We start from the raw sequence: 20,526 nt of genomic DNA, 5'->3' as shown, positions 1-20,526 counted from the left end.
GCCGCTGTGCCGGTTCCCCGAATCCGCTGAGCGGTCCAGTACGGCGTCTCTGCCGTCCACGATGGCCCGGATTCGCTCACCTCCACGGGTGGGGGCAGCCTGCGGCAACCCGCCGGATGCCGATATCCCAGGCTCCTCACCCGTGCCGGCCTCATTACCGAGTCCACGAGCGCAAAGGACATGACCTATCGGCGGTAACTGGCATCACCAGCCAGCCGCCCTCCGGCGTGAGCCGCCCTTCCGGCGGTGCCAGGAGACACGACGAACACCACTAGCGGACAGACGGCTGGTGGTGCTTCGTCTTCCGTCCCTGCCACCCCCGTGAGGAGAAGTCGTGTTCACACCCCTCGACCTGTACCGTCCCGGCCTCGCCGTCGGCCGTGACGCCCAAGCCCTACACCGGGCCGCCATGCCGGAGTTCTCCGGCTGGATGGAGCACACTCGCACTGCCGCCGGCTGCGCCCGCCCTGTTCGCCTCACCGGCACGATCGCCTCTGTCGATCGGCAGACCGGCCGGGTCTTGGGCGAGCAGCACACCGACGAGATGCCCGACGGGGCGCTCTACAAGGCGTGCGGCAACCGCCGCGAATCGCACTGCCCCGACTGCGCCTGGGTCTACGCCGGTGACGCCTACCAGGTCGTGCGCTGCGGCCTGACTGGCGGCAAGGGCGTCCCCGCCTCGGTCGATCGGCATCCGGTCGTCTTCGCCACCTTCACCGCGCCGTCCTTCGGCGCAGTCCACCACCGCCACATCCCGCGTCACACCTGCGCCACCCGGCAGCGCTGCGACTGCCGTCCGGCTCCCTGCCGTGCCCGGAGCAGCGCCGGGTCGGCACGGGCAACCGGCGGCGTGCTTCGCCCGTCACGACGCCGACGATCTGCGGCTTGGGCAGCCGTTATGCCTGGAGTGCTACGACCACGGCCACCAGGTCGTCTGGAACTACTTCTCCGGCGAGTTGTGGCGGCGCACCAAGCAGGCTGTCGACCGTCACCTCGCCGGACTCTGCCGCCGACGCGGCATTCCCTTTGTCCAGGTCGTCACCGACTCCGGCAAGCCGTCGACGACTACGCCGATCCGGAAGGCGACCACCTCGCCCGCCTCATCGACGCCTGCTGGCACCTCGGACGGCCCACCGGCACCGACACCGCCAGCGGCGCCGCAACGGCCGACGACCGTCAAGGCAGCCTTGACACCAAACCGAACGCCTACGCTGGGCTGCGTCGCTGGGCGCACATGCTCGGCTTTGGCGGTCACTTCCTCACCAAGGCCCGCCGATACTCCGTCACCTTCGGCCTGCTTCGGGACACCCGCGCGACCTACCGTCGCGCCGAGGACAACGACCCCACCGACACCGTGACCGTTGGCGTTCTCACCTACGCCGGCTCCGGATGGCTCACCGAAGGCGACGCGCTCCTGGCCAACACTGCCGCCGCCCAGCGCCGGCAGGCCAGACGCATCGGACGGGAAGAGTTGGCCCACGAAGCCTGGCTCGTCGGGGCCGCCGCATGAGCAGAGACCTCACCCCGCGCTGGTACTCGCCCGCCGAGGTCGCCGTTCTGCTCGGCTTCGGCATCTCCAAGGTCAAGATGAAGATCGCCACTGGCGAGCTGCGCTCTATCAAGGACGGCAAGTACCGCCGGCTCCTCCCCGAATGGGTCGACGAGTACATCCGTGACCAGGTCGAGCGGCAGGAGGCGGCCTAATGCCCGGACGATCTCGCGCCAACGGGGAAGGCTCGATCTTCCCGTACCGCAACGGCTTCGCCGCGTACGTCTGGGTCGAGAAGCCCGACGGCAAGCGGGGCCGGAAGTGGGTCTACGGCAAGACCCGCGAGGAGGTCCACGACAAGTGGAGCAAGCTGCACGGGCAGGCCAAAGCCGGCCCGGTGGCGACGCGCTCTCCGACTGTGGGGGAGTACGCCGGCTACTGGCTGCGCGAGATCGTTAAGCCGAACCTCGCCCCGGGCAGCTGCGTCACCTACGAGGTGGTGGTCCGGCTCTACCTCGTGCCGGGTCTCGGCGGGAAGCGGCTCGACAAGCTTCGGGTCAGTGACGTCCAGACGTGGATCAACGAGGTCGGACGGACCTGCCAGTGCTGCGCCCAGGGCAAGGACGAGGGGCGAAAGCCCGCCCAGCGTCGCTGCTGTGCCCTCGGCCGCTGCTGTAAGGATCTGCCCTCGGCAACGAGCGTCACCCATCTGCGGACCGTGCTCCGGACGCTGCTCTCCCATGCGATCACCGAAGGGCTGATCACCCGCAATGTCGCTCCCTGGTGAAGCTGCCACCGGTACGCAAGCGCAAGCGGAAGGCATGGACGAGCGACGAGGCGCGGCGCTTCCTGGAGTCGGCCCGCGCCGACGACGATCCGCTCTACGCCGCGTACGTCCTGGTCCTGGTGCTCGGTCTGCGCAAGGGCGAGATGTTGGGGCTAATCTGGGCTGACGTCGACCTCGACGCGGGGGAGTTGACCATCGATCGGCAGCTCCAGCGGGTGGGTGCCGAACTGCTGCACCGGGAGACGAAGACGGCGGCCTCTGACGCCACCCTGCCACTGCCGGACATCTGCACCGTGGCGCTCGACCGCCGCCGCGCCGCCCAGACCACCGCCCAAGACGCCGCCGGCCCGGCCTGGCACCCCTCCGACCTGATCTTTACCACCCGCTACGGCCGGCCGGTCGAGCCGCGTAACTTCAACCGCTTCTGGGACCGTCGCTGCAACGCGGCGGGAGTCCGGCGGATCACCGTCCGGGACGCCCGGCGGACCTGCGCCTCGCTCCTGGCGGACCTGGACGTGCACCCTCGGGTGGCTATGCAGATCCTTCGGCACGCGCAGTTCGCCATCACGATGGAGATTTACACGGTGGTGTCCTCGGCGGCCACCCGCGACGCCCTCAAGCGGCTCGGCAGCGCGCTGGACCGGTAAGGCACTACTGCTGTACTTCGCTGCTGTACCGGCCCGGATTACGGCGGCAGTGACCCCACAAAGGGCCGCTGACCTGCGGAAGAGTGGGCCGCCAGGGACTCGAACCCTGAACCTAAGGATTAAAAGTCCTCAGCTCTGCCATTGAGCTAACGGCCCGCAGCGTCACCAGGCTACCCGATCATCCGGGCGCGAGTTGATGTCCGCTCAGGCGCGGATCCGCTGGAACGCGCGCCCTGTTCCGCTGCGACGCAGGCTATCGCCCATTCACCTGAGCGCGCTACCGCAAACCCCGCGGAGACGCCCTCCCAGCGCCTCAAGCTGCCCTGCCTGGTCTTTGCCGGCCGCCCTGCCTGGTGGGGTGTTCGTCGGAGCGGTCACAGAGACTCGGACACCATGATCAGCAGGTAAGCGCGGTCCCGCTTTCGAACGACCTCGGCGGCCCGTCCGACTCACCGTGGGGGCGGGTGATGGCAGGTGCGAGCGGGAGACGAGCCGGGTGGTGTCCCACCCCTACGGCCCGTCTGGCCCTTCGGGCTGCCGAAACGGCGTAGCAGCCGAACGGCGCCGCGACTGCCACGTCCGTGCGGGCAGGCGGCTGACGAGGCCGGTGAGGTGCCAGCCGCCCGGTCACCTGGTCCGCTGGTCGTTAGTGGGGTTTGCGGGCGGTGGTGGAGGCGTACTCGTAGCCGCGTACGACCACGGTTGGGTCGGTCATCAGTTCGCCGAAGCGGTCCAGGTAGGCGGTGGTGAGGTCGGTCTTGAGTAGGTGTTCGCGCAGCTGCCGGGCGTTGTCGGCGTACAGGCGGCAGCCTGGGCTGCCGCCGTTCCAGGTCTGGGCGACCCAGCGGGTGTGGACCTGCTCGAGGCCCGCGTCGAGCAGGAGTGCTGGTGTCTTCTCGCCCCAGTGCAGGTCGACGCCGCGGTCGGCGAGGGTGTCGAGGACGCCGTGTACGACTCGCACGATCAGGTCGGCGTCGCTCGTGGTGGGGGCGTGCGGGACGGTGGTGCGGGCGTAGACGATGTCGCCGAGGACGAGCCGGCCGCCGGGGCGCAGTGCGGTGATGATCTGTCCGAGCAGGCGTTCGCGGTTGGGCAGGTGCTCCAGGACGCAGCGGGCGGTGATGACGTCCACGGTCCCTGGCGGGGTGGGCAGGGGGTCGGTGCGCAGGTCGCGTTGGTAGACGTCGAGGACGGCGGTGGGCGCGAGGAGGGTGGTATCGAGGTCGATGGCGGTGACCTTGCCAGTGCGAGCGACGAGTTCGCACAGGTGCGCGGCGATGGAGCCGGCTCCGGCGCCGACGTCCATCGCGTGCTGTCCCGCGCTGATGCCGAGTCGGGCCAGCTCGGCGAGCGTGATCGGGTCGAGCATCTCCTGCAGGGGGTGCAGTTGGGTGGGGGTGTTGCGGAACTGGTAGCGCTGCGGCGTGGTGGTTCTCGTCATCGGGGTGCTCCTTACGTCGTCGTGTGGCAGGGCGGGGTGGAAGTGGGTAGCTGGTGCTGTTGGGGTCTTGGGTAGAGGCGCCGCGTGGTCGTAGGGTGCGGCGGGGGCGGGTGGGCTGGTTCCCACCAGCGGCCGCTGGTGTGGCTGTGGGTGAGGTAGAGGACGTAGACCTGCGGCTGCCAGCCGGATCGGGTCCGGATGGCGGACTCGTAGGCGAGTACCTCTGCGGTCTGTGGGTGCAGCACGAGCAGTTCGCGCCACTTGTCGCCCGTGGTGGTGATGCCGATGCGTCGGCGGCCGGCCTCGTCGGACACGTGTGGGTGGTAGAGAAGCCCGTCGAGGCTGACCAGCACGGTGAGAGTGGCGGCGCGGGCGTCGCGGCGGGGGCTGTGCCAGCTGAGTAGATACCTCAGGTGTCGGAGGACCTCGCGAGCGTTCGTCGGTGGCGTGCCGGTGAGGCCGAGCTCGGCGCGGAGCAGGTCGGTGTGGGTGAAGGGGCGGCTGAAGCTGAGTTCCGGCGGCCGGTGGCCGGGCAGCCACCATTCCTTCGATGGGACGACGAGGCCGGGCGGGTGGGTGGTGAGGAGTTGGGCGCCGGATCCGTCGTCGGCGCGCCACCGGACCACGTCGCGCACCGCGATGCCGTACTTCGGCGGGATGTCGCGTCGGCGGTGGTGGACGAGGTCGTAGGTGCCTGGGACGTGGTCGCAGGGGCTGAAGGTCAGGTGCGCCGCCAGTCGCTGCAGGGCAGTGCCCGCCGGTTGGGGATAGGACAGGCGGGTGGCTGTCGTGTGCCGCATGGTGGTGGCCGCAGGCGGGCAGGTGGGGTTGAGGTGACGTCGACAGCACGCACCGCCCCGCATCGGCGGCGGCGCCGGGTCGGGCGAGTGCGCCGACCGGCGCGGCAGTGGTGGTGGCGAGCAGGACGGCCGCGGTCGCGCAGCGCACCACCGCGTTGCGGTGACGGGCGATCGGAGTCGGCGTCTTAGCCGGTGTCACCGTCGTGAGTTCGGCGCGGTTCACCGTTCGGTCTCCGTTCGGCCTGTCCGCCCGGGTGAGGTGAAGGCGAGGTGGTCGCGCAACGCCTGGTCCGCCTCGCTGCCGGTTGCCGCGATCGGGCTGGTGAGGCGTCCGGCGGCGAGCACCTGCACGGTGGCGTCGAGGGCTGCCGCGGTGCGTGCGTGCGGGAGGGCGACCAGGACGCCGACGCCGTGGCCGGGAAGTTCCCGCAGCACCTGCACGACGTGTGCGGACACGGTGGGGGCGAGTCCCTCGGTGGGCTCGTCGCACAGCAGCAGGCGGGGTGCGGTGCGCAGGGCGCGGGCGATGGTGAGCATCTGCTGTTCGCCGCCGGAGAGTTGGTCGCCGCGATGTCGCAGCCGCGCCGCGAGTGCGGGGAACAGGTCCAGCAGGTCGCTGGCGCTCCAGGCAAGACCGGGTTCGCGGCGTCTCGGCGGTTGGGTGACGGTGAGGTGCTCGGCGACGGTCAGGGAGTGCCACAGGCGGCGACCTTGCGGGGCGAGGGCGACGCCGGCACGGGCAGCCCGGGTGGGGCTCCAGCCGGTGACGTCGTGGCTGTCGAGGAACACCCATCCGGTGGTGGGGCGTAGGTGTCCGGCGAGGGTGTGCAGCAGGGTGGTCTTCCCGGCGCCGTTGGGGCCGATGACGGCGTGCACTGCGGCTGGCTGCAGATCCAGGTTGATGTCGTGTAGGACAGGTGTGTCACGGTGGTAGCCGACCGTGAGGTCACTGACCGTCAGCATCGCCACCTCCGCTGCCGAGGTAGAGGGCGGCGACGGCCGGATCGGCGCGCACCGTGTCGGCGGGGCCGTCGGTGTGGCGACGGCCGTGATGCAGCACCGTGATCCAGTCCGCGAGGGCGGCCACGACGTCCATGTGGTGCTCGACGAGCACGACCGCCATCCACCCGGGCAGGCCGCCGAGGATGTCGAGGAGCCGGCTGGTTTCGGTGTCGGTGAGGCCGGCGGCGGGCTCGTCGAGCAGCAGCACCCGAGGCTGCCCGGCGAGCGCGACGGCAAGGTCGAGCATGCGGCGATGCCCGTGCGACAACGTGACGGCCAACTGTCCGGCGTAATCGGCGAGGCCGACAAGGTCGAGGACCTCGCCTGGCGTGCGGTCGGAATGGTGACGGTGGTGCCAGCCGCCCATCCGCACACAGTCAAGGACCGTCAGGTCGGGGTAGGCGGTGGGGTGCTGGAAGGTACGCCCGATGCCCGTGCGGGCCCGCCAGGCGGCGCCGCGACGGGTGATGACCTGCCCGTTGTAGGTGATGACGCCGGCCTGTACGCGGGTGGTGCCCGCGAGCAGGTCCAGCAGGGTGGACTTGCCGGCACCGTTGGGGCCGATGACGGCGTGCCGATCGCCGGGGGCGACCGTGAACGCGTCCAGGTCGAGGACGGTCAGCCGGCCGTAGGCGTGACGCAGTCCGGTGGCGACCAGGCCGTTGCCGTGGGCGCGGTCGATGTCGCTCGGTAGGCGCTGCGAGGGCACCCCGGCGGGATCGATGCGGTGGACGGTCTTCACAGCGTGCTCCTGACAGTGGATCAGCCCGCCTCGTCTGCCGGAGCCGGGTGGCCCGTGCTGTGGGCAGAGCGAGGGTGAAGGCGGAGGGAGAGGCGGGTGAGTAGGGCGGTGAGGCCGCCGGGCAGCAGATACACCGCGGCGACGAAGAGGGCACCGAGCAGCAGGGGCGCGTGGCCGGGCAGCGGGGCGGCGACAACGTCCCGCACCGTGAGGACCGCGATCGCGCCGGTGGCGGCGCCGGGCAGCGACATGGCGCCGCCGATGACCACGGCGAGCAGTGCGAGGGCGGCGGTGGTGAATCCGACGTCGGCTGGGGTGATCCACCGGTGGGTGTGGATCACCAGTGCCCCGCCGATGCCGGCCACCGCGCCTGCGCCGGCATGTACCACCCACAGGTAGGTGGTGACTCGGTGGCCGCTGGCCGTGGCGCGGGCCTCGTTGCCGCGCACGGCCGCCAGCAGCGTCTGCCGGTCACCGCCGAGCAGCGCTATCGCGACAGCTGTCGCGGCGATCGCGACGACGGCGGCGTAGAGCAGTACCGTGCGGTCGGCCAGCAGTGGTGGCAGGCCGGGCAGCAGGCGGGGGGCGGGGATCCCGGCGAGTCCGTCGGTGCCGCCGCTCACCGTCCGCCACTGGCCGGCGGTGATCGCGGTCAGTTCCGCGGCGGCGAGGCTGAGCATCAGGAACACCGTGGCGCGGTAGCGGACCAGCACCACCCCGATCACTGCGGCGGTCAGGGCTCCCGCGCCGGCCGCTGCCAGCAGGTGCAGCGGGGCGAGGTCGCTGCCGGCGAGGGCGAGGCGGGCGGTGGTGTAGGCACCGGCCGCGTACGGGGCGACCTGGCCGAGGGTGGGCAGGCCCGCGTGGCCGGTGACCGCCGCGACGCTGACCGCCAACACCGCCAGGGGCAGCATCCGCGCCGCGGTGGCGTGCAGATACGGATCCGGTGACAACGCCACAATGCCCACCGCCGTGGCAGCCAGACCAGGTGCCACCCACGGCCGTCCGCGTCGCGCCAGCGCCCGTACCACCGTCGGCGACGAGCCGCGTCCTTGACCGCTCATGCCGAGGCCCGTCCGGGAAGGCTGGTCCGGCGGGCCAGCAGCACCACGGCCATGGCGGCGATCAGCAGGTACGGGGCAACCGTGGGGAAGGACGTCACGCCGACGGTCTGCACGAGCCCGACGGCGAGGGCGGCGGCGAGCGCGCCGGGAATGGAGCCGAGACCACCGCAGACCACGATGATCAGGGACAGCAGCAGGGTGGTGTCGGCGGTGTGCGGGCCGACGCCGAGGATCGGCGTGGTCAACGCCCCGGCGAGACCGGCGAGAGCCCCGGCGGCCACCAGCACCGCCGCGTCCACCATGCGGGGGTTCACACCGATGCCGGCGACCATGGCCCGGTCGTCGACCGTGGCCCGGACGAGCCGCCCGGCGCGGGTACGGTGCAGCAGCACGTACCCCGCCGCGACGACCACGACGGCGATACCGAGCACGGCGAGCCGGTCGACCGGATACCGGTGCCCGGCAACCCGCACGGTCGTCTCCAGCGCCCCGGGCAGGCGGGGTCTCAGGGTGTCGTGGCCGTAGGCGGTGGTAAGCAGGTTCGCGCCGATGAGCGCGACACCGAAGGTGAGCAGCGCCTGGTCGAGATGCCCGCGGCCGCGCAGGCCGGCGGTCGCGGCGGCGAGCACCCCACCACCGGCGGCCCCGACGAGGGTGGCGTAGCCGGCGGCGAGGGCGAGGCTGGCCCAGGTTCCCGAGCTGGTGGCAGCGGCGACGTAGCCGCCAGCGGCGATCAGGGTGCCGTGCGCGAGGTTGAGCACACCCCCGGCGCCGAACGCGACGGTCAACCCTGCGGCGGCGATGGCCAGGAGCAGCCCGTAGGCGACTCCGTCGACGGCGGGTATCAAATAGGCGTCCACGCGCACAGCGCCCCCTCTCGTTCTGGATGTCTCGGTCAGGGCAGGGTGGTGAGGTCCTGCAGCAGGACGTTGGACAGCACCGGGCCGTCAGGCTTGACCTCGCGCAGGTACCAGCGCTGCACCGGACGGTGCTCGGTGGGCTCGAACTGCCAGTCCCCGCGCGGCGACACGACCCGCCCGACCTGCCCGATCGCGGCGTTGAGCTTCTCCCCGGTCACCTGCCCGTCGACGGCGGACAACGCCCGGTCGAGGACGGCGGCCGCGTCGTAGGAGGCCATCGCGAACGTCGTCGGCTGCCCCGGATGTCCGGCGGCGGACCAGGCCGCGACGAACTCCTGGTTGGCTTGGTTGCCGAGAGTGGGGCTGTAGTTCAGGACGTTATGGATCCCGGTGGCCGCCTGACCCTGAGCGGCGAGCACGGACCCTTCGGTGAGGAAACCGGCGGCGTAGAGGGGAACGTCGCGCAGGTCGGACTGGGCGTACTGCTTGACGAACGCCACCGCCGCCGCACCGGCGTAGAAGGTGTAGACGGCCTTCGGCTTCGACTCGGCGGCCCGGTTCAGGTACGGCAGGAAATTCTCCGTGGCCGGGAACGGGGTGAACAGCGTCTTGCCGTCCGGATTGGCGAGTCTCCCGCCCAGCTTCGTGAAGGTGTCGGTGAAACCGCGCAGTTCGTCCCAGCCGCCCTGGTAGTCCGGGCCAATCGCGTACACCGTCCCGTCGCCGACCTGCGACTTGACGTACTCGCCGATGGCGATGCCGGGCTCGTCGGAGTTGTACGAGGTGTGCCACGTGTAGCCGAGGTCGCGGGCCTTGCCGCCCACCGGCGCGAACGCCGGCCTCGCGTTCGCGCCGAGCAGCGGAACCTTCCGCTCGGTTGTCAGGGTCTGCACCTTGTCGACCGTCGCGCCACCGACCAGGCCGGTCAGGGCGACGACTCGGTCGCGTTCGAGAAGCTTCTGCGCGGCGGGGACGGCCGTGGCGGGACCGTCGCCCTCATCGCCGACGATCAGGTCGATCTTCCGGCCGCCGAGGTTGCCGTCGTGGGTGTCGAGGTAGAGCTGGAAGCCGCGTCGCATGTCCTCGCCGACGGTGGCGTAGGTGCCCGACAGCGATACCAGCAGCCCGACACGGACCGTGCCGGAGTCGGTGGCGGTGCTGCTGCACGCGGCGCCGGTCAGCAGGACACCGGCCGCGGTCAGGGCGGCGAGTCCGCGTCGCGGGCGTGGGCGGGGAACAGACATGAAGGTGCTCCTTCGTGCGGGGTGACAGGTGGGTCCGGTGGAGTCAGGACTGCGTGGCCGCCGAGCGGGGCGTGGCGCGGGTGAGAACGTGCTCGACGAGGGCGATCAGTAGCCGGCGGACGCTGTCGCGGTCGCGGGCGTCGATGCCGACGATCGGCACGTCCGCGGTCAGGGCGAGGGCTTCACGAATGGCGGAAACGGGGTAGGAACGGGCGCCGGGGAACTGGTTGACCGCGACGACGTAGGGCAGCCGGACGTGGTCGACGTAGTCGAGGTGCCGAAACGAGTCCTGCAGCCGACGGGTGTCGACGAGGACCACCGAGCCGGCGGCGCCACGGACGATGGCGTCCCACATGAACCAGAAGCGGTGCTGACCCGGGGTGCCGTATACGTAGAGAGTCACACCGTCGACCTCTAGACGACCGAAGTCCATCGCCACCGTGGTGGTGGTCTTGGCCGGGGTATAGGAGGTGTCGTCGGCGTTGCCGGGCGACATGGCGGCCTCGGTGGTCAGCGGCGCGATGTCGGAGACCGCCCTGACGAGGGTGGTCTTCCCGACGCCGAACGGCCCGGTCAGCACGATCTTCAAGTTCGGCGGCGCGCCCGCGGGTGGGCAGGCCGCGATGGCGCGTGTACTCATCGCCGGCCGGCTTCCACCACGGCGAGGGTGCCCGCGAAAGCGGGAGTGAGCTGGTCACCGACCTGGTCGGCGAAACGACCGAGCTCTTCGGTGACGAACGCGAGGTCGGCATCGCGGGTGGCCAGGGTGAGCAGCGACGCGCCGGTGCTCACCGCAACCAGGATCAGGAACCCGTGAGCCAGCTCAGTCAGGTTGCCCCGCACCCCGCCCGCGGACAGGTCGCGGGCGGCACCGTTGAGCAGGCTGTTCATCCCGGCTGCCACCGCGGCGAGGCGTTCGGCGGCTTCCCGGTTGAGCCCCTCGGTCCAAGCCAGCAGCAGCCCATCGGCCGACACCGCCACGGCCTGGCTGATCCCCGGTACGCGGGCGACCAGGTTGTTGTTCAGCAGGAAACTCAGATCACTCATGACTGGCCCTTCGACTGGGGAGAGCGGCGGTTGAGGCCGCGCTGGTAGGCCCCCGCCGTACTGGCCAGGCCACCCATCGAGCGGACCGGCGCGTCGGCAGCGGGCGGGGGCGGGGGTGTGAACGTGGCCTTGGGCTGTCGCCTTGGCAGGCCGTTGGCCGTGGTGGTGTCCTGTCCGGGCAGCCCGCGCGCAGGAGTGGAGGGCATGTGCACCGTGGCTCCCTCGACGAACCACGCCGGTGGCGGCAGGTGTCGGGCTGTCTCGTCGTAGGCCGGCGTCGGCTCCGACTCAGTCACCCGCCGCGGCACCGGAATCACCGGTAGCGCCTGAGTAGGGCCATCGGTAGTGCTCGGGGCGGGCGGCCGGCGTCGGGCGGGCAGCGCGGTCGGACCGCCGCGCCGGGCTGGCACCGCCGTGGGCGCGGGCAGGGTAAGGGTGGATGCCGGCGTGCCGCTGGGAGCACGCCGGCCGGCGATAGGGCCGGCGGGCAGCGCGGCCGGCTCGGGAATGCTGATCAGGAGGTTGGCCGCGGGGATCTCGATTTCCGCGACCGTGCCGTGCGGCTGTCCCGGCAGCAGTCGCACGCGCAGCCCGTGCGCCGCGGCTAGCAGCGCGACGGTGGCCAGGCCTTGGCGCCGGATGTGCTCCACCTCGATCATTGGCGCGGGCTCGGCCAGCTCGGCGTTGAGCCTGGCCAGCAGGTCCGGCTTGATGCCGGGGCCGGTGTCGGTGACCTGGATGATCGCCCGGTTGCCCAGCAGGTGCCCGGTGACCAGCGCGTCGCCCGGGCTGTAGCGGGTCGCGTTGTCCAGCAGCGACGCCAACAGGTGCACCAGGTCGTCGATCATCGGTGGTGGCACCAGAACCCGCTCGTCGATCATTCCGAGCAGCACCCGCCGGTACTCCTGGACCCGGCCCTGCGCCGCCCGCGCCACCGTCACCAGCTCCGCCGGCTGCGGATGCACCGCCCCCAACGACCGACCCGACAGCACCAACAGGCTCTGCGTGGCGTGCAGCAACTGCGCGGCGAGACTGTCTACCGCGAAGAACGTCGCCAGGGTTGAGGCGTCCTTCTCGTCCCGCTCGGCCATGTCCAACTCGCGCAGCAGCCGGTGCGTCATCCCCTGACACCGCCGCCCCACCGCCTCCACCGCACCGGCGGCCACCCGCCGCTGCCGCGCCAGATCCGTCGAGATGCGGTACGTGTTCAACGCCAGCGTGTCGAACGCGGCGGCCACCTCGTCCACCTCGTCCCGCGCCGAACCGGGTGCCAGCGCGGCAGGCGGCGGCGGAACCGACGCCGGGTCGGCAGGGTCCGCCGCGTCGACGCGACGGACCAGGTCCGGCAGGTCCCGCTCAGCGACACGGGTGACCGCGTCACGGACCCGCCGCAGCCGGCGAGCCAACGCCCGACCCTGTCGCCATGCCAGCACCGCCGCGACCACGGTCAGCGCCACGGCGACCGCCGACAGCACGCCCGTGGTGACCCACTGCTGTCGGCGTTGACGCCCCGCCTCGGCGGCGATGTCCGCGTCGACGCGGGTCTGCACCTCATACAGCCGATCGCGCCGCTCGTTGCTGACCGTGGCCCACCGGGACGCGTTCACCCGCAACCGCTGACCCACTTGAGTGCGGGCAACCTCGTCGTCGAGACGCTGCGCCGCGAGGACCTGCGGCCCGGACAGCGCCTGGTCCAGCCACGACCGCCACCGCGCCGGCGACCGCTGCGACACCGCCAGCAACGCCTCGTCATACCCGGCACGGGTCGCGGCCAGCTCCCGCTGCACCGCCTGCGACACCACGGCGCCGTTGTTGGCGGCTACAGCTGCCTGTTGGATACCCGCGTACTGCCCGGCCTGTGACAACGCCGCCGCCACCCGCAACTGGTCGGCCACCGCACCGTCCGCACCGCCGACCTGGCCCACGGTCTCCCGTACCGCCAGCCCCTGCGCGACCACCGCCCGATACCGCACCAGCACCGCCGTCAGCGACGCTGACCGTGCCTTGACCTGCTCCCGGAACACCGGAAGCAACCGCAGTTGCTCGTCGAACGGCCCCACCAGCCGACTCACCGAATCCGAGGCATCGAGCTCGCTGCGGCGCTGCCGGTAGGCGTCGACCGCCCGGTCGGATGTCGCGACCTGCTCGAGATAACCGTTGAGGCCACCCGCAGAGTCAAGGACCAGCCCGCCGGCGACCTGCCGCTCCCGGTCGAGTTCGTGCAGGACCTCACCCACTGCGGCCGACACGGCCACCAGCGACTGCAGGCGGTCGGCATCGCGCGCCTGACGGCTCGTCGATGCCACACCCCACGAGGCGAAAACCAGAGTCGCCACCAACGGGATCAGCAGCAGGAGCGCAAGCCTCCGAGCAACAGGCACAACAGTCCTTCCTGGTTCGAGAGCTTGAATGGGCGTAGCCGAGGCCTCCGGGCCGGTCTGTCGAGCTGGGGTGTTTTCGGTTCAGGTCACACTGATGGCCCTGGCTGATAGCCCTCCGGCAATCGGTCCGGACAGCTGGCCGTTGATGCCCTTGTGAACTTCGATGATTGCGTCGTCATCGGGCCCGAACCAGTACCACCGCGGCAGGCCACCATGAGCCCTCACCATGGACAATTTGGCCAGAACCAGGCCGCGGGATCCGGCGCTTCCGGCCGAGGTGCATCAGGGCAGGTACGCGAGCCCCATGAGACCTCGCGGAATGCCCAGGCTTTCGGCGATTCGTTCGAGCACGTCATATGAGGTAACTCGTTGGCGGCCCTGGATCACCGCGCGGACCTGGTTCTCGGTCGTTCCGGTCGCCGCAGCAATCGTCGCCTGGCTCCATCCCCGCGATTTGAGGAAGCGGAACAGGGAGCCGATGTCGCGCTGACGGAGCAGGTCGGCAAGCGAGCGACCCCCGAAGTGCCCGTCGATCCACCAGTTTGGATCAGCCTGGCTGTGTGCCCGCCACCCCGGGTACCCCGCAGACTGTGACTCGAGCACGGCGGTGGTGGCGGTACGGGTGTTCATGGCCATGGTGGTCAAAGCGCTCTCTCCTGAACGTGTGAGGTGATGCCAGCGCGTCAGCTTCTGCGAGCGGGCCGCTGGATGATCAAGGTGCATTCCCGACGATCACCCTCGCCTCGACATCCGATCGCTGATCGTGGGGATGTGGCCACCCCCGGTCAGGGACTGTCGCGGACGTCCCGGTGGGGTATAAACGCCCCTATGCGTCCCTTGCCAGGTCTCGACCTCTGATGCCGAACGAACGTCTGCGAGGAGCCGTGTCAGCGAAAGGGCTGACCACGCAGCGGTGTGCGGAGCTGCTTGGAGTCGACCCGAAGACGGTGGAACGCTGGATCACCCGCGATCGTGTCCCGCACCGCGCACACCGCGTCGCGGCTGCAGATCTGTTGGGCGTGGACGAGACATACCTGTGGCCTTCGGTCGTGGACGATCCCAGGACGATGTCTGCCGGGCGGGCCGAGATGGTGGAGTTTTATCCATCCCGGTCGGCGGTGCCGCTGGAGCTGTGGAGGTCGCTGATCCAGCAGGCGCGGGAGTCGGTCGACATCCTCGTCTACGCCGGGCTGTTCCTGCCCGAGCTCCACGACATCACCCAGCTCGGTGACCGGGCCCGCCAGGGCTGCCGGATACGGGTGCTACTGGCCGATCCGAACGGTGCTGCAGTACGTCGCCGCGGAGATGAGGAGGGCTTCGGGGTTGGGCTCGCCCACCGGGTGTTGCTGAGCCTGCGCTACTACGAGCCGATCTTGACCATCCCTGGCGTGCAGGTCCGGCTGCACGACACGACGTTGTACGCGTCCATCTTCCGGGTGGACGAAGCCATGCTGGTAAACACCCACGTGTACGGATCCACTGCCGCCCACAACCCGGTGATACATCTCCGGCGTGTACCTGGTGGCAGGGTCGTCGACCACTACCTCGCCAGCTTCGACCGGGTCTGGGCCCAGGCCGAGCCCACCTCGAACATCAATGCGGCAATAGCCGCGTTCAACGGGAGATGACGGATGCCACGCCGCGACTTCTTCAACGACCCTGATGCCCCCGAAGCCAACAGCGTGGTGCCGTCGGTGGTCGCGGCAGTTCAGAACGAGCACGGCGAGTTGTTGATGATCCACCGCACCGACAACAACCTGTGGGCTCTTCCTGGCGGTGGTCACGACATCGGTGAGTCGATCGCCGACACGGTGGTGCGGGAGGTACATGAGGAGACGGGCATCGAGGTGGAGGTCACGGGCCTGGTCGGCACGTACACCAACCCCCACCACGTGATGGCCTACGACGACGGTGAGGTGCGCCAGCAGTTCTCACTGTGCTTCACCGCCAGACCCGTCGGTGGGAATCTGACGACCTCCAGCGAGTCACGTCAGGTCCGCTGGGTGGATCCCGCCGAACTCGACCAGTTGGACATCCACCCCTCAATGCGGCTGCGCATCGACCACGCCCTCGACAGTCGGACCGCGCCGTACATCGGCTGACGTCGCAGGGGCGTTTCCGGATCCGGGGACGTCCCAACCGTCTCGCCGAGCCGGTAGGGCGGCGGCCCGCGGTGCGGCTAAGTTCGGAGGGTGTCTGACCTGACGGCCAACGCCAAGGACCTTGCTGCTGGTCTCCTCTACTCCCCACAAATGGCCCGGCGGTGGGCACACGTCCAGGGTGTCGGCCAGCGGGCCGTGGAACTGACGAGCACGGTGGCGCCGGCCGACCGTGACCTGCTGGTGGCAGCCGCATGGCTGCACGATGTCGGTTATGCGCCGGACCTCGTGGACACCGGTCTGCACTCCCTCGACGGCGCCCGATACCTGCGACGTAACGGCTACCCGCAGCGGCTAGTCGGGCTGGTCGCCCACCACACCTGCGCCCGCATCGAAGCGGCCGAGCGCGGTTTAGCGGACCAACTCGCGGCCTTTCCGCTCGAAGAGGGGCCCCTGATGGACGCGCTCGTCACCGCCGACCTCACGGTCGGACCGCTGGGACAACGTCTCGAGGTCGCCGAGCGCATCGAGGAAATCCTCCGCCGGTACTCTCCGCAGAGCCCCGTTCACCGGGCGATTCAGCGAGCAGAGCCGCTTCTCATTGCGCACGTCCGCCGAACACTGGATCGGCTCGACGTCGACAAGCAACCCGCTCCATGACATTCGAAGTGAGACCGGTTGGTCCAGCCCCATGACCTGTATGCCGACACCTGGAGGTGGAACGGCCATCCCGGCTCTAGCTGTCCGTCCGTCAAACCGGCCCGGAATGTCAGAGGATGCGCCACTGGACGAGTTCCTGGTCGCCCCGTCTGAGGGCGCTGATGCGGCGGAGCACCTCGGCCTCGGCATCGGTGCCGGGACGGGACTTGCGGGCGTTGGTGGCGATCATCTGTAGTTCGCGGAGTTGGCACAACTCCTCGAAGCTGTGCCACGAGGTGACATCCCAGCCGTATGCGGCGGTAAAGTCAGAGAAGGCGGCGGGGCCCGGTGGGGTAAATCGGCGACAGTGCACAGCGACGGTGGCCAGGTCCCATTCCCGGGGCCCGACGGCGGCACCGTCCCAGTCGGCAAGCACTGGCGTGCCGTCGAAGCGGCGCAGTGCGTTGCGGGTCTGGGGATCGGACTGGATCAGGCTCGCGCCCCGGGGAAACCTCATCTCGCTCCAGCGGGTGGCGAGCGATTCGAGACGCTTCAGCAGCAGGCCACGGTCCTGCGCGGTGAGGATCGTCGACCTTTGCACCGACCGTCGGATGTTGTCCACCGGTTCCAAGGTCGGCAGGCTCATCGGAGGAACCGGCAGGGCGTGCAACTGCCGGAGCAGAGCGCCCAGCTCGGCCGTGGTGACCGGAGTGTCGTTCGCCGGATCGAGCCGCTGCCAGACGGTCACAGCATGCTCGCCCACGAGCAGGGGTTGTGGCAGCCGCGAGCTGAGGCCAACAGTCGGGAACCCCTGACCAACCAGCCACCGCACGACGGCCACCACGGCGTTCATGCGCTTTACGCCGAATTCCGCCGGAGCGATCTTGACCACCACGTCACCGACCGCGTAAACCGCGTTCGTGTGATGCCGGATCAGGACGGCGTCGGCGTCAGACAGCTCCAGGCGACGACACACCTCGGCGAGCGCCGGACGTGTTCGCGCTTCGACGAACATGGGGCCCCTAGGGATCGAGCGCGGCAGTTCCGGCAGCAAGCGTACGGGCGCGCTCCCGGCAGGCTCGCACATAGTCCGTCAGCTCGGTGGTCTCGCTGCCGCGATGTCTAGCCGGAATCGCCGAGACCACGTCGCTCGCTCTCGTCAGGATGATCTCCGTGCGCTGCGTCTCGGGCAGGGTGGCGACGGCGTCGAGCGCCGACGCTGCGGCCTCTGCCGCTCGCCGGTCACCCACCAGGCACATCGATCGGTCTAGCGCGAGGAGAGCGGGATCGATCGGCACCGAAGGTGTGGGGCCGTAGAGGCGCAGGGCCTCGTCCTGCACCCGGTAGGCCTCGCCCGTGTCGCCCAGCCAGGTACTCGCTCCGGAGAGGTAGAACAACAGGCGCTTCATCGGAAAGCGGAAGGCCGTGTCACTGTCGTCATCGCCGACCTGGTCGAACATCTGCCGGGCCTGAACGATCGCCCGCCGCGCCTGCTCAGCCGATCCGAGTCGGGCCAGCGCCCGTGCGCGTCCCGCCGCAGCAAGCGCCGCCGAGGACGACGGCATCGCGGTGACCGCCAGCGCCGCCTCCGCCAGGACGACGGTCTGCCGGGGGTCACCGAAGTAGTAGGGCAGCATCGCCGCTTGGGCCCGGACCAGCACCCGTAGCCGGCTGTCCGAGCTGTCATCTGCCGCGTGGATCGCTGTCCGGTACCACAGGCGTGCCTCGTCGGCGTTCCCGAGCCGCATGAGCGCGTCGGCGCACATGGTCGCCAACAGAGCCGCTGTGCCGGAGAGCCGCGCCTGGACCGCCGCCGGCTGTCTACGTCGGGACAGGACCTGCACCTCGGCGCACTCGGTGGCCAGCCGCGACAGCATCGCCCTCGGGGGAGCTGCCGGATAAATCCGCATGTGCTCACCGGCCGCTTCCTCAATCAGATCGAGTTGTCGCAAAGCGACGGTCGATGAAGCAAGCGCTTCGTCCAGCCCAGTACGAAGCCGGGCGAGCGCGGCGATCGCTCCATCCGGCCGGCCCCCTGCTCGTTGGTGGGCCGACGAGAAGTCCGCTGAAGCTCCCACCTCTCCGTCGAGCGGGCGACTCGCATCACCCGTCCCGTCCTGGCCCAAGCCCATCCAGGCTCTGGGAACACCTAGTCCGACCGCGATGCGTTCGAGCACGTCGTAGGCCGTTACCTGGCGCGTGCCCTTGGTGATCTCGGCGGCTCGATTCGGGGACACGCCGACCAATGCGGCGATAGTGCCGTAGGAAACGCCACGGGCATGCAGGAATCGGAACGTGGCGGCGACGTCACGGCGCTCCAGGAACTCGCGGATCGGTCGACCCTCCCAGACGCCCGACGCCCACCAAGCCGGATCGACTTGGGCGCCCACGACAACCTCCCGTCGAATGGAAACGGTTCCGATCAATATGTCATTACTTCGCGTCCCTGGCGACAAGTCGATTCGGTGCCTTGCGACAGGTGGCAGCTCCTCAGATGATCCTCACCGTAGTGGCGGCCGTCACCCCCATCGTGGCCCCCCACCGTGGGGGTCGACAGCGCGCGACGCGCTCGAAATACTTGAGCGACTCCCGGCAATTAACAAGGAGTGCATGGTGAGGTGCTTTGGAGCGGGCTGGAACCGAGGCAATTCCCGGAGACCTCAGGCTGGTTTCCGTGCGTCGCCCGGCGCGATTCTGCCTCAGGAAGAGCTGCCGATGCTCAGGCAGGGAGCCGTCTCGGCTTCTGGGCGCTCACGGCAGCCACTCGACCGGCGTTTCGGTCAGGCTCGCTTCGCCTTGATCATCACAACACTGAACATGCACTCATCTGGCCGCAGACCGCGGGCCATGGAGTCCAGACGGCTGACGGGTGGCGGCGCGCGGATGTGCCGAGTTGAGTGCGCCCAACGACGCCGAAGCCAGTCGGCAAAGTGGTCTCATGCGGTAGCCCAATGCGCCCGGGGATCACACCACCCACGCTCAGGAAACCAAGCGATGCACCTTCCATTCACCGGTCCAGCGCGCTGCCAAGCCCGCTTGAGGGCGTCGCGGGTGGCCGCCGAGGACACCACCGTGTAAATCTCCATCGTGATGGCGAACTGCGCGTGCCGAAGGATCTGCATAGCCACCCGAGGGTGCACGTCCAGGTCCGCCAGGAGCGAGGCGCAGGTCCGCCGGGCGTCCCGGACGGTGATCCGCCGGACTCCCGCCGCGTTGCAGCGACGGTCCCAGAAGCGGTTGAAGTTACGCGGCTCGACCGGCCGGCCGTAGCGGGTGGTAAAGATCAGGTCGGAGGGGTGCCAGGCCGGGCCGGCGGCGTCTTGGGCGGTGGTCTGGGCGGCGCGGCGGCGGTCGAGCGCCACGGTGCAGATGTCCGGCAGCCGTCCGAGGCGGCCGTCTTCGTCTCCCGGTGCAGCAGTTCGGCACCCACCCGCTGGAGTTGCCGATCGATGGTCAACTCCCCCGCGTCGAGGTCGACGTCAGCCCAGATTAGCCCCAACATCTCGCCCTTGCGCAGACCGAGCACCAGGACCAGGACGTACGCGGCGTAGAGCGGATCGTCGTCGGCGCGGGCCGACTCCAAGGTCTCTTTTCTCCATGCCTCGTGAACGCCTCAGCGTGCGCACCGTGACCCCCGACGATGTGAGCAACCCGCTCCTGAAACGGGCTCGCCTGCGTCCTCAACGACGACAACAAACGATTCTTGGTGCAGGGACCGGGTTACTGGAGCCGTCCCGATCCGAACCGGGCGCTCGTCTCGCTACGTCTGACATATGCGAACCGTGCCACGCAGGACCTCCGCGATGGCCGCTTGAGCCTGACCGGCGGACCGCTGGTGGCGGTGCCTCCTCGTGGTGTTGGCCGTCCCGGTCACCGCAGCGCTCGCCCTCCTCGGGATGTCCACCCCTGCCGACCCTCGACCACCCATCCGGCCTTCGACCGTGCGACGGTCAGCGTTGCGGTGTCCGGGCGACTGCCCTCGGCGGACATCAGCAGCAAGATCCCTGATCCGGCGCGGATCGTGGCGAAGCCGGCCTGGTTGTCGGGTGCAGTGGCGATGGTGATGCCATCGTTGAGGCATTAGTGCAGGTAGTCGAGGTGGTCATCGAGGATGCTGGCCGGCCGGCGCGAGGTTTGGCCAGGAGTTCATCGATGCTGCCGGCGCGGGCGAAGCGGCGCACTGTGCCGCGGGTGAGGTCGAGTCGCCGGGTGATCTCCCGGATGCTGTGGCCGGCGGCCTGGAGCGCCTGAACCTGTTCGTAGCGGCGCCAGGTTCGAGGCACC

19 protein-coding genes, 1 tRNA gene and 2 pseudogenes are annotated in these 20,526 nt (G+C 69.9%); 6 read left to right on the top strand and 16 right to left on the bottom strand.

Translation table 11 applies throughout. The annotated features are described in order from the left end of the window. Positions 1-334: 334 nt before the first annotated feature. From ACLQ22_RS20820 to ACLQ22_RS20810, 3 genes and pseudogenes are all read left to right on the top strand, one after another. Positions 335-1,510, top strand: a pseudogene (locus tag ACLQ22_RS20820) (replication initiator). After that, positions 1,507-1,704, top strand: coding sequence for an excisionase family DNA-binding protein (locus ACLQ22_RS20815; RefSeq protein ID WP_425693758.1), 198 nt, complete (start codon positions 1,507-1,509; stop codon positions 1,702-1,704). The pseudogene ACLQ22_RS20820 and the gene ACLQ22_RS20815 overlap by 4 nt, the downstream one beginning before the upstream one ends. Continuing rightward, positions 1,704-2,923: pseudogene (locus ACLQ22_RS20810) on the top strand (tyrosine-type recombinase/integrase). Before ACLQ22_RS20815 ends, ACLQ22_RS20810 begins: the two are co-directional and overlap by 1 nt. Before the next feature lie 84 nt (positions 2,924-3,007). On the opposite strand, the gene ACLQ22_RS20805 reads toward ACLQ22_RS20810, so the two are convergent. From ACLQ22_RS20805 to ACLQ22_RS20750, 12 genes are all read right to left on the bottom strand, one after another. After that, positions 3,008-3,079 (bottom strand) — tRNA-Lys (locus ACLQ22_RS20805). 490 nt (positions 3,080-3,569) lie between these two features. Further along, positions 3,570-4,364, bottom strand: coding sequence for a class I SAM-dependent methyltransferase (locus ACLQ22_RS20800; protein WP_425693757.1), 795 nt, complete (start codon positions 4,362-4,364; stop codon positions 3,570-3,572). 11 nt (positions 4,365-4,375) lie between these two features. Continuing rightward, positions 4,376-5,164 (bottom strand): hypothetical protein, encoded by a 789-nt coding sequence (locus ACLQ22_RS20795; protein ID WP_425693756.1) that lies wholly within the window; start codon positions 5,162-5,164, stop codon positions 4,376-4,378. Between the two features lie 219 nt (positions 5,165-5,383). Beyond that, positions 5,384-6,127 (bottom strand): ABC transporter ATP-binding protein, encoded by a 744-nt coding sequence (locus tag ACLQ22_RS20790; protein ID WP_425693755.1) that lies wholly within the window; start codon positions 6,125-6,127, stop codon positions 5,384-5,386. Continuing rightward, on the bottom strand, positions 6,111-6,908 hold the full coding sequence (locus ACLQ22_RS20785) for an ABC transporter ATP-binding protein (RefSeq protein ID WP_425693754.1): 798 nt from the start codon (positions 6,906-6,908) through the stop codon (positions 6,111-6,113). Before ACLQ22_RS20785 ends, ACLQ22_RS20790 begins: the two co-directional genes overlap by 17 nt. Positions 6,909-6,928: 20 nt before the next feature. Further along, positions 6,929-7,867: a branched-chain amino acid ABC transporter permease gene (locus ACLQ22_RS20780; RefSeq protein WP_425693753.1), complete on the bottom strand. Its 939-nt coding sequence runs from the start codon at positions 7,865-7,867 to the stop codon at positions 6,929-6,931. 101 nt (positions 7,868-7,968) lie between these two features. Further along, a complete protein-coding gene (locus tag ACLQ22_RS20775; RefSeq protein ID WP_425693752.1) occupies positions 7,969-8,832 on the bottom strand; it encodes an ABC transporter permease subunit in 864 nt (287 codons plus the stop codon). A gap of 35 nt (positions 8,833-8,867) precedes the next feature. Then, a complete protein-coding gene (locus tag ACLQ22_RS20770; protein ID WP_425693751.1) occupies positions 8,868-10,076 on the bottom strand; it encodes an ABC transporter substrate-binding protein in 1,209 nt (402 codons plus the stop codon). Positions 10,077-10,119: 43 nt separating this feature from the next. Next, positions 10,120-10,716 (bottom strand): GTP-binding protein, encoded by a 597-nt coding sequence (locus ACLQ22_RS20765; protein ID WP_425693750.1) that lies wholly within the window; start codon positions 10,714-10,716, stop codon positions 10,120-10,122. Further along, a complete protein-coding gene (locus ACLQ22_RS20760) occupies positions 10,713-11,123 on the bottom strand; it encodes a roadblock/LC7 domain-containing protein (RefSeq protein WP_425693749.1) in 411 nt (136 codons plus the stop codon). Before ACLQ22_RS20760 ends, ACLQ22_RS20765 begins: the two co-directional genes overlap by 4 nt. Then, complete coding sequence (locus ACLQ22_RS20755; protein ID WP_425693748.1) at positions 11,120-13,372, bottom strand: nitrate- and nitrite sensing domain-containing protein; 2,253 nt, start codon at positions 13,370-13,372, stop codon at positions 11,120-11,122. Before ACLQ22_RS20755 ends, ACLQ22_RS20760 begins: the two co-directional genes overlap by 4 nt. Before the next feature lie 414 nt (positions 13,373-13,786). Further along, the gene (locus tag ACLQ22_RS20750) at positions 13,787-14,140 is read right to left on the bottom strand and encodes a helix-turn-helix domain-containing protein (protein ID WP_358116110.1); all 354 of its coding nucleotides are present in this window, start codon (positions 14,138-14,140) and stop codon (positions 13,787-13,789) included. A gap of 221 nt (positions 14,141-14,361) precedes the next feature. On the opposite strand from ACLQ22_RS20750, the gene ACLQ22_RS20745 reads away from it, so the two are divergent. The 3 genes from ACLQ22_RS20745 to ACLQ22_RS20735 all read left to right on the top strand — a co-directional run bounded on the left by ACLQ22_RS20745 (position 14,362) and on the right by ACLQ22_RS20735 (position 16,263). Continuing rightward, the gene (locus tag ACLQ22_RS20745) at positions 14,362-15,132 is read left to right on the top strand and encodes a DUF5919 domain-containing protein (protein ID WP_425693747.1); all 771 of its coding nucleotides are present in this window, start codon (positions 14,362-14,364) and stop codon (positions 15,130-15,132) included. Between the two features lie 3 nt (positions 15,133-15,135). After that, the gene (locus tag ACLQ22_RS20740; RefSeq protein WP_425693746.1) at positions 15,136-15,606 is read left to right on the top strand and encodes an NUDIX hydrolase; all 471 of its coding nucleotides are present in this window, start codon (positions 15,136-15,138) and stop codon (positions 15,604-15,606) included. Positions 15,607-15,696: 90 nt separating this feature from the next. Further along, positions 15,697-16,263 (top strand): HD domain-containing protein, encoded by a 567-nt coding sequence (locus tag ACLQ22_RS20735; RefSeq protein WP_425693745.1) that lies wholly within the window; start codon positions 15,697-15,699, stop codon positions 16,261-16,263. Between the two features lie 109 nt (positions 16,264-16,372). Here ACLQ22_RS20735 and ACLQ22_RS20730 read toward each other — a convergent pair whose 3' ends face one another. The 4 genes from ACLQ22_RS20730 to ACLQ22_RS20715 all read right to left on the bottom strand — a co-directional run bounded on the left by ACLQ22_RS20730 (position 16,373) and on the right by ACLQ22_RS20715 (position 19,825). Further along, positions 16,373-17,257, bottom strand: coding sequence for a phosphotransferase (locus ACLQ22_RS20730; protein ID WP_425693744.1), 885 nt, complete (start codon positions 17,255-17,257; stop codon positions 16,373-16,375). Between the two features lie 7 nt (positions 17,258-17,264). Beyond that, positions 17,265-18,632, bottom strand: coding sequence for a hypothetical protein (locus tag ACLQ22_RS20725; protein WP_425693743.1), 1,368 nt, complete (start codon positions 18,630-18,632; stop codon positions 17,265-17,267). A 546-nt stretch (positions 18,633-19,178) separates the two neighbouring features. Then, positions 19,179-19,604, bottom strand: coding sequence for a tyrosine-type recombinase/integrase (locus tag ACLQ22_RS20720; protein ID WP_425693742.1), 426 nt, complete (start codon positions 19,602-19,604; stop codon positions 19,179-19,181). Beyond that, positions 19,526-19,825: a hypothetical protein gene (locus ACLQ22_RS20715; protein ID WP_425693741.1), complete on the bottom strand. Its 300-nt coding sequence runs from the start codon at positions 19,823-19,825 to the stop codon at positions 19,526-19,528. The genes ACLQ22_RS20720 and ACLQ22_RS20715 overlap by 79 nt, the downstream gene beginning before the upstream one ends. Between the last annotated feature and the right edge of the window lie 701 nt (positions 19,826-20,526).

It is taken from the genome of Micromonospora sp. DT178 (assembly GCF_049841695.1).
In the GTDB taxonomy this organism is placed as follows: domain Bacteria; phylum Actinomycetota; class Actinomycetes; order Mycobacteriales; family Micromonosporaceae; genus Micromonospora.
The sequence above is the reverse complement of the archived record's forward strand: the minus strand, read 5'-3'. Positions and strand labels throughout refer to the sequence as shown.

Excerpts from the sequence above, each read along its gene's own strand:
- ACLQ22_RS20815 (WP_425693758.1), top strand. The coding sequence starts at position 1,507 with ATGAGCAGAGACCTCACCCCGCGCTGGTACTCGCCCGCCGAGGTCGCC.
- ACLQ22_RS20800 (WP_425693757.1), bottom strand. The coding sequence starts at position 4,364 with ATGACGAGAACCACCACGCCGCAGCGCTACCAGTTCCGCAACACCCCC.
- ACLQ22_RS20795 (WP_425693756.1), bottom strand. The coding sequence starts at position 5,164 with ATGCGGCACACGACAGCCACCCGCCTGTCCTATCCCCAACCGGCGGGC.
- ACLQ22_RS20790 (WP_425693755.1), bottom strand. The coding sequence starts at position 6,127 with ATGCTGACGGTCAGTGACCTCACGGTCGGCTACCACCGTGACACACCT.
- ACLQ22_RS20770 (WP_425693751.1), bottom strand. The coding sequence starts at position 10,076 with ATGTCTGTTCCCCGCCCACGCCCGCGACGCGGACTCGCCGCCCTGACC.
- ACLQ22_RS20765 (WP_425693750.1), bottom strand. The coding sequence starts at position 10,716 with ATGAGTACACGCGCCATCGCGGCCTGCCCACCCGCGGGCGCGCCGCCG.
- ACLQ22_RS20760 (WP_425693749.1), bottom strand. The coding sequence starts at position 11,123 with ATGAGTGATCTGAGTTTCCTGCTGAACAACAACCTGGTCGCCCGCGTA.
- ACLQ22_RS20750 (WP_358116110.1), bottom strand. The coding sequence starts at position 14,140 with ATGGCCATGAACACCCGTACCGCCACCACCGCCGTGCTCGAGTCACAG.
- ACLQ22_RS20745 (WP_425693747.1), top strand. The coding sequence starts at position 14,362 with ATGCCGAACGAACGTCTGCGAGGAGCCGTGTCAGCGAAAGGGCTGACC.
- ACLQ22_RS20740 (WP_425693746.1), top strand. The coding sequence starts at position 15,136 with ATGCCACGCCGCGACTTCTTCAACGACCCTGATGCCCCCGAAGCCAAC.
- ACLQ22_RS20730 (WP_425693744.1), bottom strand. The coding sequence starts at position 17,257 with ATGTTCGTCGAAGCGCGAACACGTCCGGCGCTCGCCGAGGTGTGTCGT.